The 16510-nt window shown below is 44.3% G+C and carries 11 protein-coding genes; 6 read left to right on the top strand and 5 right to left on the bottom strand.

The window, feature by feature from the left end:
- The 4 genes from JEZ96_RS10125 (at position 1) to mdoH (ending at position 6416) form a co-directional block, all read left to right on the top strand.
- Complete coding sequence (locus JEZ96_RS10125; protein WP_011789255.1) at positions 1 to 660, top strand: response regulator transcription factor; 660 nt, start codon at positions 1 to 3, stop codon at positions 658 to 660.
- A 71-nt stretch (positions 661 to 731) separates the two neighbouring features.
- Entirely contained in the window at positions 732 to 2126 is a 1395-nt protein-coding gene (locus JEZ96_RS10120; RefSeq protein WP_025007695.1) for an ATP-binding protein, read from the top strand.
- Between the two features lie 448 nt (positions 2127 to 2574).
- A complete protein-coding gene (locus JEZ96_RS10115; protein WP_011789257.1) occupies positions 2575 to 4209 on the top strand; it encodes a glucan biosynthesis protein G in 1635 nt (544 codons plus the stop codon).
- A 23-nt stretch (positions 4210 to 4232) separates the two neighbouring features.
- Complete coding sequence (mdoH, locus tag JEZ96_RS10110) at positions 4233 to 6416, top strand: glucans biosynthesis glucosyltransferase MdoH (RefSeq protein ID WP_011789258.1); 2184 nt, start codon at positions 4233 to 4235, stop codon at positions 6414 to 6416.
- 173 nt (positions 6417 to 6589) lie between these two features.
- Here the strand turns inward: mdoH and ansA are convergent, their stop codons facing one another.
- Positions 6590 to 7603, bottom strand: a complete 1014-nt coding sequence (ansA, locus tag JEZ96_RS10105; protein WP_041412335.1) for an asparaginase — start codon at positions 7601 to 7603, stop codon at positions 6590 to 6592.
- Between the two features lie 139 nt (positions 7604 to 7742).
- Positions 7743 to 9590 (bottom strand): signal peptide peptidase SppA, encoded by a 1848-nt coding sequence (sppA, locus tag JEZ96_RS10100; RefSeq protein ID WP_011789260.1) that lies wholly within the window; start codon positions 9588 to 9590, stop codon positions 7743 to 7745.
- A 165-nt stretch (positions 9591 to 9755) separates the two neighbouring features.
- Here sppA and JEZ96_RS10095 point away from each other — a divergent pair, with 165 nt between their 5' ends.
- Both JEZ96_RS10095 and JEZ96_RS10090 read left to right on the top strand, forming a co-directional pair.
- Positions 9756 to 11774: an oxidoreductase gene (locus tag JEZ96_RS10095; protein WP_025007693.1), complete on the top strand. Its 2019-nt coding sequence runs from the start codon at positions 9756 to 9758 to the stop codon at positions 11772 to 11774.
- Positions 11775 to 11928: 154 nt separating this feature from the next.
- Positions 11929 to 12411: a YciI family protein gene (locus tag JEZ96_RS10090; protein WP_011919359.1), complete on the top strand. Its 483-nt coding sequence runs from the start codon at positions 11929 to 11931 to the stop codon at positions 12409 to 12411.
- Between the two features lie 31 nt (positions 12412 to 12442).
- Here the strand turns inward: JEZ96_RS10090 and yfaE are convergent, their stop codons facing one another.
- The 3 genes from yfaE to nrdA all read right to left on the bottom strand — a co-directional run bounded on the left by yfaE (position 12443) and on the right by nrdA (position 16393).
- Positions 12443 to 12898, bottom strand: a complete 456-nt coding sequence (gene yfaE / locus JEZ96_RS10085) for a class I ribonucleotide reductase maintenance protein YfaE (RefSeq protein WP_025007692.1) — start codon at positions 12896 to 12898, stop codon at positions 12443 to 12445.
- 11 nt (positions 12899 to 12909) lie between these two features.
- Complete coding sequence (gene nrdB / locus JEZ96_RS10080; RefSeq protein ID WP_011789264.1) at positions 12910 to 14040, bottom strand: class Ia ribonucleoside-diphosphate reductase subunit beta; 1131 nt, start codon at positions 14038 to 14040, stop codon at positions 12910 to 12912.
- Positions 14041 to 14104: 64 nt separating this feature from the next.
- Entirely contained in the window at positions 14105 to 16393 is a 2289-nt protein-coding gene (nrdA, locus tag JEZ96_RS10075) for a class 1a ribonucleoside-diphosphate reductase subunit alpha (RefSeq protein ID WP_011919357.1), read from the bottom strand.
- Between the last annotated feature and the right edge of the window lie 117 nt (positions 16394 to 16510).

The raw sequence follows: 16510 nt of genomic DNA, 5'->3' as shown, positions 1-16510 counted from the left end.
ATGCGCATTATGTTAGTTGAAGATAATGAATTACTTGCACAGGGTATTTGCCTTAGTTTGGCAAAGCTGGGTATGCAAGTTGATCATCTCAACAGTTATCAACAAGCCTTACAAGGCGTTAAAAATGAGACCTTTAGCGCAATCGTTCTCGATCTTGGGTTACCCGATGGCAATGGAAAAGATCTTCTAAAAGCTTGGCGTCAACAGGGGATCTCAATCCCAACGATAGTGCTTACCGCTAATACCAATTTCGACACTAAACTTGAGTGTCTGGATATGGGAGCCGATGATTATCTAGGCAAACCTTTTGATGTCAGAGAGTTGGCAGCACGTATTCGAGCGATAGTAAGACGTCAGTATGGATTAGATCATAACAGTTTGATAGTGGGGGCTTTATGTATTGATTTAAACACCCGTGATGTGACTTTTAGAGAGCAAAACATTCAGCTTTCAAGGCGAGAGTTTCAACTTTTGTTGGAACTAGCACAATCGGCAGGGCGAGTATTGACTCGTGGTCAGTTGGAACAATTGACCTATGGTTGGGATGAGGTTGGCAGTAATTCAATTGAAGTGCATATTCACCATTTACGTAAAAAACTCGCTAATGAACTGATAAAAACGGTCCGTGGTATTGGTTATACCCTGATTGAAATGCATTAACTAGAGTAATAGCTTGATATACCTCGGTTTATAATATGTAGTTGGTAATTTGAGAGAATGAGAATTTCACCGTGAACCGATTAAAGAAGCTGAACACGTATTCACTACGTTTATTGCTGACACTGTTGATGCTTTCGGGAATTTCCGTTTCAGTGGGGATTTCTAGCTGGTTCAGTATTCTAGATGCAAAATATCAAATTGAAGAATTATTTGATGCGCAAATGTTGCAAACCGCTAAAATACTAGAGCTTTTCTATCATGATGAGGTCGATGCTCACCAGCCAAATCCTACACCTCAAGTCCTCCATATTCCCGATAGTCAAGTGAGTACCTTTACTGAAAAATCGGACGCTTTAGAGCTTGCTTATGAACATAAACTGGCATTTCAGATCTGGAATGAGGCAAAGCAAATACTAGTCCTATCGGACAATATTGGTCGCCAGCCTATCACTGAGTTTGAGCAGGGATACCACAAAACCTTATTAGGCGGTGAGCTTTGGCACGTTTTTAGTTTTTTTTCTACAAAATATCGAGTGTGGATTATCACTGCTCAGCAGGATGAGGTACGTGAGGAGCTTGTCTCACAGATTATGCACAATACGGTCATTGTGCCTTTAATTGTTGTGCCATTAACATTATTGATCGTGAGTTTATTGTTTTATATTGCATTTAAGCCATTAAAAATATTTGAGAAAGAGTTAATCCAGCGTGCGCCTAACGATCTGACCCCCTTGACGATGTCATTACCCAAAGAGCTTATTCCTGTACGCAATGCACTTAACCTGTACATTAGAAGCATTGCGCGTTTTATTGCGAGGGAACGCCGCTTTAGTGCCGATGCCGCCCATGAGCTTAAAACCCCGTTATCTGTGATCAAATTACATCAACATGGCTTAGAGAGTCTTATCGGAGATGATCCGCAGCAGCGGTTTCATTTAGCGGCGATTGATGCTGGTGTTGTACATATGAGCCATACGGTAGAACAACTACTAGTGCTTGCACGGGTTGACTCGATCGATGAATTGAATGTGCAATCCCATGCCATTTTATCCATAGTGGAAGATGCATTAAATCAGTTAATGCCGCAAATAACAGATTATGAGTGGAATATTCAAATCGACCCCAAATTAACCTTAAAATGTGATCGATTTTATTTACTGCTAGTCCTGAAAAATATCATTGAAAATGCGTGTAAATACAGCCCGATAGAAACTGAGATTTCAATTTTTGCAGATTCAGTACCGTCAGGCATTGAGATCCGTGTCGCTGATCGTGGACAGGGGATGACAATAGAACAAATTGCCAGTGCAACAGAGCGTTTTTATCGTGTGAATGAAAATGAAGGCATAGGTGCAGGGCTTGGGTTATCCATCTGCCACCACATTGTAGAGTTGCATCAAGGACGGCTTGAGATAAGACCTCGGGAGCAGGGAGGGTTAGTGGTTATCCTTTTTTTACCTCAATAGGGCATGTTTTGCGGCTTCCATTGTTATCACTCTCTCTTGCGTCGCCCTGTGCAGAGATTATGGCGGAACTCAGCTAGAATATTCTCAACTATAGCAATCAATTAGCTCGCTAATTTGATTATATAACCTAAAATGGTGGTTGGCATATAATGCTTTTTCCTGTGTTATAAATAGAGATAGCGCTCTATACATGGGATCTTGATTAGTTTTTAAATGAGAAGGATAGGTTAACAGTCACTTGTTATGCCTTTATAATATAAGTATATTGCTAAATAGTATTGTTTAGGTGAGGTTAACTGCATCTTTATTTATGCGTTTTTTTCTCGTTCTGATATCTTTCGCGATATGTAACAGTATGTTCTTTTTCAGCTTAAAATAGAGATGAAAAAAATTCACTGTATACAGAAAAAACATTGATTTCTTAGTTTATTTTTAGGTCACCAATTCTATGGTTAGCTTGTTGCGTTGCCAATCGTCAAAACCTTATTCGTCTCTTATTTGTTCACTGGCACTAGGCGTAGCGTTTGCTTTGTCTGGTACCGCGTACGCGGAAGAGACTAAACCGACTGAAACAGTCCCCGCGCCAGTGGTGACGCCACCCAAAGTGACTCCTCCACCTGCGACTAAAAATCAAGTGAGATTCACTAAGACTGGCGCTTTTGATAGTGATTATGTGGTGAAACTTGCCAGAAAGCTGGCTGCCAAACCCTATTCCGTATTAAAGGATCCACTTCCAGTGGGTCTGGCAAAACTGACCTATGATGAATATCGTGATATTCGTTTTAACCCGACGGCGTCTATTTGGCGTGATCAAGGGTTACCGTTTCAAATGCAGATGTTCCACCGTGGATTTTATTTCCAAGATCTGATTGAAATCGCCATTGTTGAAGGCAATAAAGCCACTCACTTAGCCTATGAGCCTAAATATTTCACCGCGGGTGAGGTGATTACACAGGCATTACCGAATGATGACATTGGTTACTCTGGTTTTCGCATTCATAACCAGTTGAATAACAATGGTGTATTTGATGAGTTAATGGTTTTCCAAGGTGCGAGTTATTTTCGAGCATTAGGTAAAGGTAATGCTTATGGGTTATCAGCCCGAGGTCTTGCACTCAAAACCGCAGATCCTGAAGGCGAAGAATTTCCTATTTTCCGAGCTTTTTGGGTTGAACGTCCTCACTATGATAGCAATTTGATCGTGGTGCACGCACTGCTCGATAGTCCGAGTGTTGCGGGTGCATATCGTTTCTCAGTTCGTCCAGGGGATAACACTCAAATCGATGTTGAAGCGACGCTTTTCCCGCGAGTCGAGTTAAGTAAAGTCGGTCTTGCCCCCAGTACGAGTATGTTTTTGCATTCACTCAATGGTCGCCATGATACTGATGACTTTAGACCAGAGGTGCATGATTCTGACGGTTTATTGATGTTCAATGGTCGTGGTGAACACCTATGGCGTCCGTTAGCTAACCCACGTCAATTACAGGTCAGTGCTTTTTCTGATAATTCACCACAAGGTTTTGGTTTAATTCAACGTGAACGCAGTTATGCGGCCTATCAAGATCTTGAAGCCCAATACGAACGTCGTCCAAGTTTGTGGATTGAACCTGTGGGTAACTGGGGACAAGGAGCGGTTGTTCTTACTGAAATTCCAACAGAATCAGAAATTCATGATAATATCGTGAGCTTCTGGAAGCCGCGTCAACCGATTCCTGCTGGAAGCGAATACCACTTTGCTTACCGCATGAGTTGGGGAGAAGAGCCTGCAGTAAAACATAATTATGTCGTAGTTAGCCGTACAGCAAGTGGTCGTGCCGACATTGCCAAACCGACACCTAGACGTTTATTTGTCGTGGATTATCAAGTCAATGGCGCTATGCCAGAGGAGTTACCGCTGGCGAAAGTGGAAGCTTCAGGCGGTATCATTTCTAACGTAGTGATCGCCCCTAATGCTGCTAATAACGGCTATCGCCTCGCGTTTGAGTTAGAGCCAGAAGGTAAAGAATTGATTGAACTACGGGCTGAACTCAAATTTCCAACACCTCGTCAGGTTGAAACCTGGCTCTATCGCTGGACGCTTTAAGGTCCATGACGGAGCAAAATAATATGACTGTATCCGAGAATTCGGTACTCGAGACTGAAGTGCTCGTGGGCGGTAGTGCCATGCCAAATGAAAGACCTGGTGCTATGGAGCCACAAAGTTTAACTGAAATGCCAGAGGGTTTTCCTCGCCGCAGTACTGTGGCTAATGGTGTTCGTTCACGTTCTTCTAGGCGTTTCTTTGTTGTTGGTGGTGCGCTGTTACTTTCCTCATTTGCAATTTATGAAATGGGTGCAGTATTCAGTATCGGGGGGATCACGCCTCTGGAATACTTGGTGCTGTTGCTTTTTGCGATCAACTTCTGTTGGATTGCGCTGGCATTTTGCAGTGGTATTGCTGGTTTTTTAATTTTATTGAGAAAACCCAAAGCAAAAGATTTGGAAGTGACCGAGTTACATACTCGCACTGCGATTCTAATGCCCACCTATAATGAATCCCCTGATCGGGTGTTTTCTGCCGTGTCTGTGATGGCTGAAGCCTTATCACAGACAGGGCATGGTCATGCCTTCGATTGGTTTATTTTAAGTGATACAACCGATCCAGAAATTGCACTGTTAGAAGAACAGGCATTTTTGGTGTTGCGCCAAGAGACTCATAAACATTCCCGTGTATATTACCGTCGCCGTCGTAAAAACGTGGCTCGTAAAGCGGGTAATGTCGCGGACTTTTGTCGCCGCTGGGGCTCGCGTTATGATCACTTATTAGTGCTCGATGCGGATAGCTTAATGGAGTCTTCGACCATCACAGGTCTTGCCCAGCGAATGCAGGCGGATCCTGATGCTGGGCTTATCCAAACCATACCTTCGCTTATCAATGGTACGACCTTGATGGCTCGTTTGCAGCAATTTGCGGCGCGTATTTATGGTCCTGTAATTGGTACTGGTTTAGGTTGGTGGGTACAAAAAGAAGGGAACTTCTGGGGTCACAATGCGATTATTCGCACCGAAGCATTTATGGGGGCAGCGGGCTTACCAAATCTGAAAGGTAAGCCGCCTTTTGGTGGTCACATACTAAGCCATGACTTTGTTGAAGCTGCACTTATCCGCCGCGCGGGTTGGAGTGTGGTGATAGCCTATGATTTGCCTGGTTCATATGAGGAATGTCCACCATCAATCGTTGATTTAGCGGTACGGGATCGTCGTTGGTGTCAGGGTAATTTACAGCATTCGCGTATCTTGCCGACCAAAGGATTGCACTGGGTCAGCCGTTTACATTTGTTGACGGGAATTATGGCGTATTTATCATCGCCATTTTGGTTATTGTTGATCTTAACGGGCTTAATGCTTGCCTTGCAGGCGCACTTTATCAGACCTGAATATTTCACCGATCAGTTTTCTTTGTTCCCTACATGGCCAATCATGGACTCCGATAGGGCATTGAGATTATTTTACATCACTATGGGTGTACTGTTTGGGCCCAAAATATTTGGGGTATTACTGCTACTCAAAGATGGTCAGTTTGCGCGCAGTGTGGGCGGCCGTATCAAAGCCATTTTCAGTGTGTTGTTTGAAGTTGTGCTTTCCGCATTAATCGCACCTATTATGATGTTTATTCACTGTGGCGCAGTGATGTCCATTCTGATGGGGCGTGATAGCGGCTGGTCGCCTCAGCGACGCGATGATGGCAGTATGCCTTGGTTAACGCTTATTTATCGTCACCGTTGGCATATGCTCGCGGGGGTGATGTTAGGTTATGCCGCCATTTTGGATTCATTAACTTTGCTTGCGTGGATGAGCCCAGCCCTGATTGGTTTATGGTTTGCGGTGCCTATCTCGGCTTGGACAGGGTCAGTCAAAATTGGTGAAGTGTTTAAGCGAGCGGGTATTTTAGCTACGCCAGAAGAACGTAGTCCTGCGGCAATTTGTTTGCAGGCTCAGGATGCGCGTGCAGCCTATCAAGCACATATCTCTAAACCTTGGACATTAGCACAGTTATTGAAAGATCCAGCGTTAATGGAGTTGCATTTAGCAATGGTGGATAAACAACCACTGCGTGCAGCGGGAACGCCTATTGAGCCAGTTGAAGCTATTGTGCATGTTAAGGTGCATGAAGCGCAGTGCCAAGAAAGTGCGATGGCATTATTTAACCGTCAAGAAATGGCATTAGTCTTAGCCAATCCATTGATGCTTCGCAGCTTACAAAAGTTACCTGAGCAGTTTGTGGCAGAGGATTTAGTGTCTTTTTGCTAGCAGTTCACGGTAACTCAATTTTAGGTCTCGAATAATTTTAGACTTCGAATGAGTTTAGCGAGTTAGAAGATAGGCTAAAAATAAAATGCCACTGATTTATCAGTGGCATTTTTGTCTCTATGGCGTATCAGAAAATTTAATTTATACGGCGCGGTCTAAATAATATTTAGGCATTAATCAACGCTGAGTTCACCCACTAAATTCTGTAGCATAGCCGCTTTTATTTCATGCGGTTGTAAGTTTTTGGAGAGTAAATAGTGCAGTTTTGCGAGGGCGGCTTCAATGGTCATATCCGCACCACTAATAACGCCAGCTTTAGCGAGGGCATTACCCGTTGCATATCCCCCCATATTCACTTTGCCTTGGAAACATTGAGTCAGATTAACCAGTACAATTCCACGCTCATCTGCTTGTTTTAAGGTTTTGAGTAGCGCTGGATCCTGTGGTGCATTACCGACACCGAAAGTCAGTAATATGAGTGCTTTTACTGGTTGTTGGAGGATGTTTTCAAATATCTGTGTTGAAATACCCGGATATAAGGTCACGACTCCGATAGGTTGCGGGCTAATATTCGCGACTTCTAATTGCCTATCACTTGCCACTGCAATTTTACCCGCTCGAAGATTAATTTTGATCCCTGCCTCCAATAGAAGTGGAAAATTGGGGGACGCGAAGGCATCAAATCCATCGGCGTGGGCTTTTGTCGAGCGGTTACCTCGGAAGAGTTTGTTATTAAAGAATAAACACACTTCTGCGACTGGATAATTAGCTGCGATATAGAGTGAGTTCAATAAATTAGTTTGCCCATCTGAGCGCAGTTGGGCGAGAGGAATTTGCGAACCTGTCACTATTACAGGTTTTGATAAACCTTGTAGCATAAATGACAAAGCAGAAGCCGTGTACGCCATGGTATCTGTGCCATGGAGGATAACAAAGCCATCATATTCTTGATAATTATCTTTAATATCATCGGCAATCATCTGCCAATCGGTCGGTGCCATATTTGATGAATCAATCAATGGGCAATATTCGTGGATCACGAAATCTGGCATTTCATCATGGTAAAACTCAGGCATCGATTGCACGCACTGAGTGAGGAATCCCGCTACGGGAACGAAGCCGTTATCGGTTTTTTGCATACCGATAGTGCCACCTGTGTAGGCTACATAAATGGAGCGTTTAGTCATTCTTGTCATTATCTTAGCTGCAAGTGGGGCGATTATACGATTTTGCGGAGTTAAACCCAATAAAAAAGCCGATTTAACATCGGCTTTTAAATCGAACATTTAATGCGTTGTGACGATAGGTTAACCCTATTATTGCGCGTTAATTGAGTAACTCACAGTTGTCACAGTAAATATAAACATGATTAGGATCATTGAAAGAGGTAATCGTCTTTAGGCTACCAGTCCATTGTTGTAGCATTTGCTCAAGCACAGAAGAATGGCTGAGTGACGCAGGTAAATAACTCGATACTGAAGCAAACATTTGCTGAATAAAGAGTTGTTCAGGGGTTAATTCCTGTTCAATCACACGGGTATCAAATAGATTCAAATTGGCTAATTTTGCGGCTTTGGCGATAGCTTCATCGATGTCGCCTAGCTCATCGACTAAACCTAACTCAAGGGCTTTTTTACCGCTCCACACCCGCCCTTGGGCGATGCTATCGACCTGTTCTAAGGTCATGTTACGCTCTTTGGCAACGAGGGAAATAAAATTGAGATAACCTCGCTCAATATGGCGCTGGATAACCGCTTCAACCGATGATGAAAGGGTACGAGTCACCGATAAACCAGCCCATTCAGATGTAGATACGCCATCCGTATGTATCCCAATGCTATCAAGGGAATCTTCAAAAGTGGTAATCATACCAAAAATACCGATTGAGCCTGTAAGCGTAGTGGGCGTTGCAAAAATATAATCTGCACTGGCCGAAATCCAATAGCCACCGGATGCAGCAAGGCTTCCCATACTGACAACCACAGGTTTACCCGCCGCTTTTAAGGCGAGTAGTTCTTGGCGAATTTGCTCTGATGCGAAAGCACTTCCGCCAGGGCTATCCACTCTAAGCACTAAGGCTTTAATGTGTTTATCAAAGCGGGCTTTACGTAACAATTCTGCCGTGCTATCGCCACCAATTTGTCCAGCAGGTTGCTTGCCATTGAGGATAGTGCCACTGGCAACGATAATTCCAACGCTATCTTGCTCAATAAAGCTAGGTTTAGGGGCGACAAGGGTTAAATAGTCATAAAAACTGATTTGCTTAAAACTATCGCCACTTTTCGCTTTGCCTACCGTATCGAGCATGGTTTTGCGGAAATCTTCAGCAGTGGCGAGTGAATCAACCCACTTCATATTGATAGCCATCGTCGCAGAGTCGCCTTGGGCTTTATCTAACTCGGCTAAGTAGGTTGATGCGTCGAGAACGAGGGCTGAGGCGTCTATATTGCGATTGTTGGCAACAGTTTGGGTATAACTTTGCCATACATCGGCGAGCAGTGCGCTGTTAGCTTCTTTTGCAGCATCAGACATATCATCGCGCATATAGGGTTCAACAGCAGATTTGAAGGTACCGACCCGAAAAATATGGGCTTTTATTTTGAGTTTCTCTAAAGCCGATTTGAAGTATAAGTTGTACATGCTGAGGCCATCGAGTGAAATACCCCCCTGAGGATTGAGATATATCGTATCGGCAAAGCTGGCGAGAAAATATTGATTCTGTTCGTAATAATTACCAATGGCAACCACTTGTTTACCGCTTTCTTTAAAGCGGTTAATGGCGTTACCTATAGATTGTAGTTTACTGATCCCGGCACGTTTAAGATCGGCTAAATCTAAAACTAGGGTTGTTATCCTTGTATCTTGTGCTGCGTTATCAATCACATATAACACATCTGCGAGCAGGATTTCACCATCGGCATTTGCCTTATTCCCTTGTTTGAGCGCCGCTTCTATAGGATCAATCTGTTGTTTTTGATCGACGATAGAACCGGCTAGGTTAAGCACCAGTGCCGAGTTATCTTCGACTTGGATATCTTCGCCAGCAGTTATGGAAATCATGATGACTGCCAAGATACCAAAAAAGATCAGATTGAGGATGAGTTTACGGGTTCCGTTGAGGATATTCCAAATAAACAAACATATTCTCTTGAAAAACGATGGGTTAGCGGACATCTGCCACTCCTTTATAAGTCCAATCTGCCCATGCTAACCGAAAATCTCGTTTCAGGCTAAACACAATTGTAAAGGTTTTTAACTTAAGGCATCTAAGCAACGGTTGAGCTTATATTTGAGTCAAGGTATGCTGATTTAAATCACTTGTTTTAAAAGGATGTTTGAATGTCGTTTCCCCATTTATTAGAACCCTTAGATCTGGGATTTACCCGGCTCAAAAACCGCGTGCTTATGGGCTCAATGCACACAGGTTTAGAAGAAGAAAAGGGCGGATTTGAGAAACTGGCAGCGTTTTACAAAGAACGCGCTCTGGGCGGTGTAGGTTTGATTGTGACGGGCGGTATTTCCCCCAATCTTCGTGGCCGCCTTACGCCCCATGCTTGTCAGTTGAGTTTTCCATGGCAAGTGGGTAAGCATCGCGTGGTTACGCAGGCGGTGCATGAGGCTGGCGGTAAGATTTGTATGCAAATTTTGCATGCGGGTCGTTATGGTTATCATCCTTTTTCCCAAGCACCAAGTAAGATTAAGTCACCCATTACACCCTTTACGCCGTCGGCAATGTCGAGCCGCCAAGTACGTTCGACCATTAAGGATTACGCCAGCTCTGCCGCCCTTGCTAAAAAAGCGGGTTACGATGGTGTTGAGGTGATGGGCTCTGAAGGGTATTTAATTAATCAGTTTATCAGTGCGCGTACCAATACTCGCAGCGATGAATGGGGCGGTGCGTTTGAAAAACGAGCGCAATTTCCTATTGAGATTGTTAACGCGATACGGGCAAAAGTCGGTAAAGAATTCATCATTATCTTCCGGTTATCCATGCTCGATCTGGTCGATAACGGCTCGACTTGGGATGAAGTGGTGCAACTCGCCCAGTGGCTTGAGCAAGCGGGGGTGTCCATTATCAATACGGGGATTGGTTGGCATGAAGCGCGTATACCAACAATCGCAACCAGTGTGCCGCGGGGCGCCTTTGCATGGGTGACTGAAAAACTCAAACAATCCGTTTCTGTCCCCTTAATTGCAACTAACCGTATTAATACGCCGGAGATTGGCGAACAAATCATCGCCTCAGGGCAAGCGGATATGGTGTCGATGGCAAGACCTTTCCTTGCCGATCCCGAGTTTGTCAATAAAGCCGCGGCGAACACGCCAGAGCTGATTAACACTTGTATTGGCTGTAACCAAGCATGTCTTGACCATACTTTCTCCCTCAAGCGCGCAACCTGCTTAGTGAATCCTCGTGCCTGTTATGAAACGGAAATCAACTTCTTACCAACGGCACACAAGAAACGTATTGCGGTGATGGGCGCAGGCCCAGCTGGGATGGCATTTTCGGTTTATGCGGCGATGCGCGGCCATGAAGTTGTCTTGTTTGAAGCGAAATCTGAAGTCGGCGGTCAATTTAATCTGGCACGTAAAATCCCAGGAAAAGAAGAGTTTAACGAGACTATTCGTTATTTCCTCAATCAAATCAAACTGTATAAAATCGATTTGCGGTTAAATACTCGGTTAGATGCCAAGGTGTTAGAAACGGAGACGTTTGATGAAATCGTTATCGCATCAGGCGTGGTACCCAGAGCATTAAACTTCCCCGGATTTGACAGCCATAAAGTGGTGGATTATCAACAAGTGCTCACAGGCCAAGTCAGTATTGGCGATAAAGTCGCCTTAATTGGTGCCGGCGGTATTGGTTTTGATATGGCGCATTACCTATGTGAATCCGAATCGAGCACATTACATCCTGACAAATGGTTAAAACAGTGGGGCATTGATAAGCAATATCAACATGCGGGCGGTTTAAGTGAGCCTGAGACCGATAATCCAGAACACAGACAAGTCTATTTATTGCAACGCAAAACCTCAAAAATGGGCCAAGGCTTAGGTAAAACGACTGGCTGGATCCACCGCTTAGTGTTAAAGCAACATGATGTGAAGATGAAAACGGGTGTGAGCTACAACAAGTTTGATGATGAAGGATTGCATATTCGCGTTGGCGAGCAAGCAGAAGTGTTGCCCGTCGATAATGTTATCCTCTGCGCTGGCCAAGAATCTAATCGCACGTTAGTGGATGAGATGAAAGCAACAGGCATTCCTGTGCATTTAATCGGCGGTGTAGATGTTGCTGCAGAACTTGATGCGAAACGGGCGATTCGCCAAGGTGCCGAACTGGCGATGCGGTTATAGAGCCATTTTGAAGAACCCATATAAAATTAAAGCCTGAATCTTAATCAGGCTTTTTTTATTGTATTTTCAACATTGTTGCCGCAAATACGCTAAGGTTTAAATGTTTAAATTAAGCAACATAACTCACCCATAACTCATGCAGAGGGAATTCGCTATGCAGCTTAACACTGTCTTTAACGCTAAGGTCACCATCAGCCTTATCACTTGTCTATTATGTGGATTAGTGGTGAGTTTTTCAGCGCATAGTACTCCACAGTTTGACGAGCAGCGTGCTAAAAATGCCGGTGCCGATGAATACGGTATGAAGCACTATGTCATGGCCTTTTTAAAGCGGGGCCCTAATAGGGATAGAACACAGGCACAGGCCGAGCAATTACAACGGGCGCATTTGAACAATATCACTCGCCTTGCCAATGAGGGTAAATTAGTGCTGGCAGGGCCCTTTTTACACGATGGCGAATTACGTGGCATTTATGTTTTTGACGTTACTACGGTTGAAGAGGCAAAAGCCTTAACGGAAACCGATCCTGCAATTCAAGCGGGCAGCCTAGTATTGGAGTTATTACCTTGGTATGGCAGCGCCGCACTGACAGAGGTGAATGAACTGCATAGGGTGATGGCGAAAAAAGATATTTAACAGCCAAGTCGCTAGACTCAATTAGCAGAGGTTATTCTTCGCACACTTCGGCGATTTTTGGTGAGATCTGCGGCTTTGCACTATGGGATATGGTGCTCTGTGTTGGTGAATGGGTGTGGCCCATTTGCTGTGGCTTTCTGGCCACATTGGCTGCGTAGGTGACAACAGTCGCCCCTTCGGGGGATAAATCGAGTTCTAAATCCTCCGAAGGTATACAGCAGCAGGGTAGGCATTCGTCGTTATTCAGCTCGGCTAAGGGCTCGCTCAAATAGCTGACTTTACCGCTGATAATCCTCGTCTTGCAGGCACCACAGAAACCGCTGCGGCATTCAGAGAACATCTTGATGTTCTTCGCTTCGAGTGCTTGCAACAAAGACCCCTGTTGCTCGGTAAAGAGCAGCACAGGTTGGCCCTGAAGGCGCACTATGGGCGCCTTCGCAAAGGGGCTTTTGGCTAAATTGGGGCTGAAGTGCCTTGGTTTTGCCACTGTAGGTCTACCTAGAGATCGAAGTCGAGGAATTCATCACCATCCACCGCCGAGTCAATTTGCCCGACAAGATAAGAAGACACTTCTACTTCTTGGGGGGCAACTTGTACTGCATCACTTTCTAGCCAATTTTTCATCCAAGGCAATGGGTTGGTACTTTCTGGATAAGGTTGTGGCAGATTGACGGACTTCATGCGTTGATTGGTGATAAATTCAACATATTGACAAAGAATTTGCTCATTCAAGCCAATCATAGAGCCATCTTTGAACAGGTATTTTGCCCATTCTTTTTCTTGCTCGGCGGCTTTTAAGAACAGATCGTAGGCTTCCTGTTGGCACTGCGCCGCAATTTCGCCCATTTCAGGATCGTCTTTACCGCCCTGCATAATGTTTAAAATATGCTGAGTACTGTTTAAGTGTAAGGCTTCATCACGGGCAATTAAGCGAATGATTTTTGCGTTACCTTCCATTAGCTTACGTTCAGCAAAGGCAAAGGAACAGGCAAAACTCACGTAGAAACGAATGGCTTCGAGGGCGTTCACAGACATCATGCACAAATAGAGTGCTTTTTTCAGAGTACGGGTATTTACGACTAATTCTTCGCCATCAATAAGATGGGTGCCAGCACCAAATAGGTTGAATACTTGCGTCAGTTTAATCAAGTGGTCGTAGTATTCGGCAATGTCCGTTGCGCGGCGTAAAATTTCTTTATTCACAACAATATCGTCAAAAATCACCGAAGGATCGTTGACGATATTGCGGATAATATGGGTATAAGAGCGTGAGTGAATTGTTTCAGAGAAAGACCAAGTCTCGATCCAGGTTTCCAACTCAGGCAATGATACTAAGGGTAAAAATGCGACATTAGGTGAACGCCCTTGAATAGAATCGAGCAGCGTCTGGTATTTCAAGTTTGAAATAAAAATATGCTTTTCATGATCGGGCAGATCGTTGTAATCGATTTTATCGCGACTGACATCAACTTCTTCGGGGCGCCAAAAGAAAGATAACTGCTTTTCTATCAGTTTTTCGAACACTTCATATTTTTGTTGATCATAGCGTGCCACATTGACCGATTGACCTAAAAACATAGGTTCGCGGGTAGCATCGTTAGGTGTTTGACAGAAGGTAGAGTAGGCCATGTTGCTATTTTTCCAATGGGCAGGGATCCCAAAGGGACCCCTGCAAAACCGTTAACGTATAAGACTAGATTTTACAGGCACCGCCTGCACATCCATCATCTTCTTTCTCTAGGTTGGTGATGTCATCGTGTTGATCCGATGCACCATCGCGAGTGTTATGGTAGTACAAGGTTTTTACACCCAACTTATAGGCATTGAGCAAATCTTTCAGTAGCGTCTGCATTGGCACTTTACGGCCTTCGAAACGGGAAGGATCGTAGTTAGTGTTGGCCGAAATCGCTTGGTCAACGAACTTCTGCATAATGCCCACTAGCTGTAAGTAACCGTCGTTGCTTGGCATTTTCCATAGCAATTCATAGTTATCTTTTAGGGTGTCAAAATCAGGCACTACTTGCTTGAGTTGACCGTCCTTACTGGCTTTTACGCTGATAAGTCCACGTGGTGGCTCGATACCGTTCGTCGCATTTGAAATTTGTGATGATGTTTCAGACGGCATCAAGGCAGACAATGTTGAGTTACGTAAACCGTACTGCTTAATATCGCTGCGCAGTGATTCCCAGTCTAAATGTAACGGCTCATTACAAATCTTATCTAAGTCACGTTTGTAAGTATCAATTGGCAAAATACCTTGGGAGTAGGTGGTTTCGTTAAATAACGGACAAGCACCTTGCTCTTTCGCCAAGTTCATAGAGGCTTTCAGTAAGTAGAACTGAATGGCTTCAAAGGTTCGATGAGTCAGATTGTTTGCACTGCCATCGGAATACTTCATGCCATTTTTGGCTAAGTAGTTCGCGAAGTTAATTACACCTATACCGAGTGTGCGGCGGTTCATTGATGCAATTTGTGCCGCTTTTATTGGATAATCTTGATAATCCAATAGATTATCCAGTGCACGTACTGCTAAGTCGGCCAAGGGCTCAAGTTCTGAAAGTTCCTTAATCGCTCCGAGGTTTAAGGCTGACAAAGTGCAAAGGGCGATTTCGCCATTAGGATCATCAATGTTATTTAATGGCTTAGTTGGCAGTGCGATTTCAAGACAGAGGTTAGATTGTCTGATCGGCGCAACTTTTGAATCGAATGGGCTGTGAGTGTTACAGTGATCCACGTTTTGGATATAGATACGACCTGTCGAAGCGCGTTCTTGCATCATCAGTGAAAACAGTTCGACGGCTTTAATGGTCTTCTTACGAATGCTGCTGTCTTGCTCATATTGCAGATATAAACGCTCAAATTCGGCTTGATCCTCAAAGAAGGCATCGTACAAACCGGGTACATCCGATGGGCTGAATAAACTAATATTCTCGCCTTTGATCAGACGTTGATACATGACTTTGTTCAGCTGCACACCGTAATCAAGATGACGGATACGGTTGTCTTCTACGCCACGGTTATTTTTCAATACCAGCAGAGATTCGACTTCTAAATGCCAAATAGGATAGAACAGGGTTGCAGCACCGCCACGTACACCACCTTGAGAGCAAGACTTGACCGCCGTTTGGAAATACTTATAGAAAGGTAAACAACCTGTGTGGAAGGCTTCGCCGCCACGGATTGGGCTACCTAATGCACGAATACGACCGGCGTTAATACCGATACCCGCACGTTGGCTAACGTACTTCACGATTGACGATGCTGTCGCGTTGATTGAGTCTAAGCTATCGCCACATTCAATTAATACGCATGAACTGAATTGACGCGTTGGCGTACGAACACCCGCCATGATAGGCGTGGGTAAGGATATCTTAAAAGTTGATACCGCATCATAGAAATCTTTCACGTATTTCAGACGTGTTTCTTTTGGATAACGGGCAAACAAACAGGCCGCCACCAGAATATAGAGGAACTGGGCGCTCTCATAAATCTCGTGGGTCACGCGGTTTTGAACTAAATACTTGCCTTCAAGCTGTTTAACCGCTGCGTAGGAGAAATTCATATCGCGCCAGTGGTCGATATAGGTATCCATAAGGTCAAGTTCTTCGCGGGTATAATCCTGCAGAATGTGCATATCATACTTGCCAAGTTCAACGAGTTTAGTCACATGATCGTATAAGGCTGGCGGTTCGAATTGACCAAAGGCCTTCTTACGCAAATGAAACACCGCTAAACGGGCAGCAAGGAACTGGTAGTCCGGTGATTCAGGTGAAATTAAATCCGCTGCCGCTTTGATAATGGTTTCGTGGATAGTTTCGGTGGGAATACCATCGTAAAACTGCAAATGCGAGCGAAGTTCAACTTCAGAAACAGAAACGTTTTTTAATCCCTTGGCTGCCCAAGTAATTACGCGGTGTATTTTTTCGAGATCGATATTCTCACGTTCACCACAGCGTTTTGTGACTGTTATAGTGCTATTCATTGAAGAGAGGCCTTGGTTCTGATATCTATTCAGGTGAGCTAAGTCACCGTACGTTTCCTTGTAAAACAATCAACAAACATCCCTTAAATACTGCTGACCTCCTAAAATGGCGTCAAT

Source organism: Shewanella putrefaciens (assembly GCF_016406325.1).
Taxonomy (GTDB): domain Bacteria; phylum Pseudomonadota; class Gammaproteobacteria; order Enterobacterales; family Shewanellaceae; genus Shewanella; species Shewanella putrefaciens.
The sequence above is the reverse complement of the archived record's forward strand: the minus strand, read 5'-3'. Positions and strand labels throughout refer to the sequence as shown.

Coding starts and splice junctions, on each gene's coding strand:
- JEZ96_RS10125 (WP_011789255.1), top strand. CDS start 1: ATGCGCATTATGTTAGTTGAAGATAATGAATTACTTGCACAGGGTATT.
- sppA (WP_011789260.1), bottom strand. CDS start 9,590: ATGTCCGCTAACCCATCGTTTTTCAAGAGAATATGTTTGTTTATTTGG.
- nrdA (WP_011919357.1), bottom strand. CDS start 16,393: ATGAATAGCACTATAACAGTCACAAAACGCTGTGGTGAACGTGAGAAT.
- JEZ96_RS10115 (WP_011789257.1), top strand. CDS start 2,575: ATGGTTAGCTTGTTGCGTTGCCAATCGTCAAAACCTTATTCGTCTCTT.
- nrdB (WP_011789264.1), bottom strand. CDS start 14,040: ATGGCCTACTCTACCTTCTGTCAAACACCTAACGATGCTACCCGCGAA.
- JEZ96_RS10095 (WP_025007693.1), top strand. CDS start 9,756: ATGTCGTTTCCCCATTTATTAGAACCCTTAGATCTGGGATTTACCCGG.
- JEZ96_RS10090 (WP_011919359.1), top strand. CDS start 11,929: ATGCAGCTTAACACTGTCTTTAACGCTAAGGTCACCATCAGCCTTATC.
- ansA (WP_041412335.1), bottom strand. CDS start 7,603: ATGACTAAACGCTCCATTTATGTAGCCTACACAGGTGGCACTATCGGT.
- mdoH (WP_011789258.1), top strand. CDS start 4,233: ATGACTGTATCCGAGAATTCGGTACTCGAGACTGAAGTGCTCGTGGGC.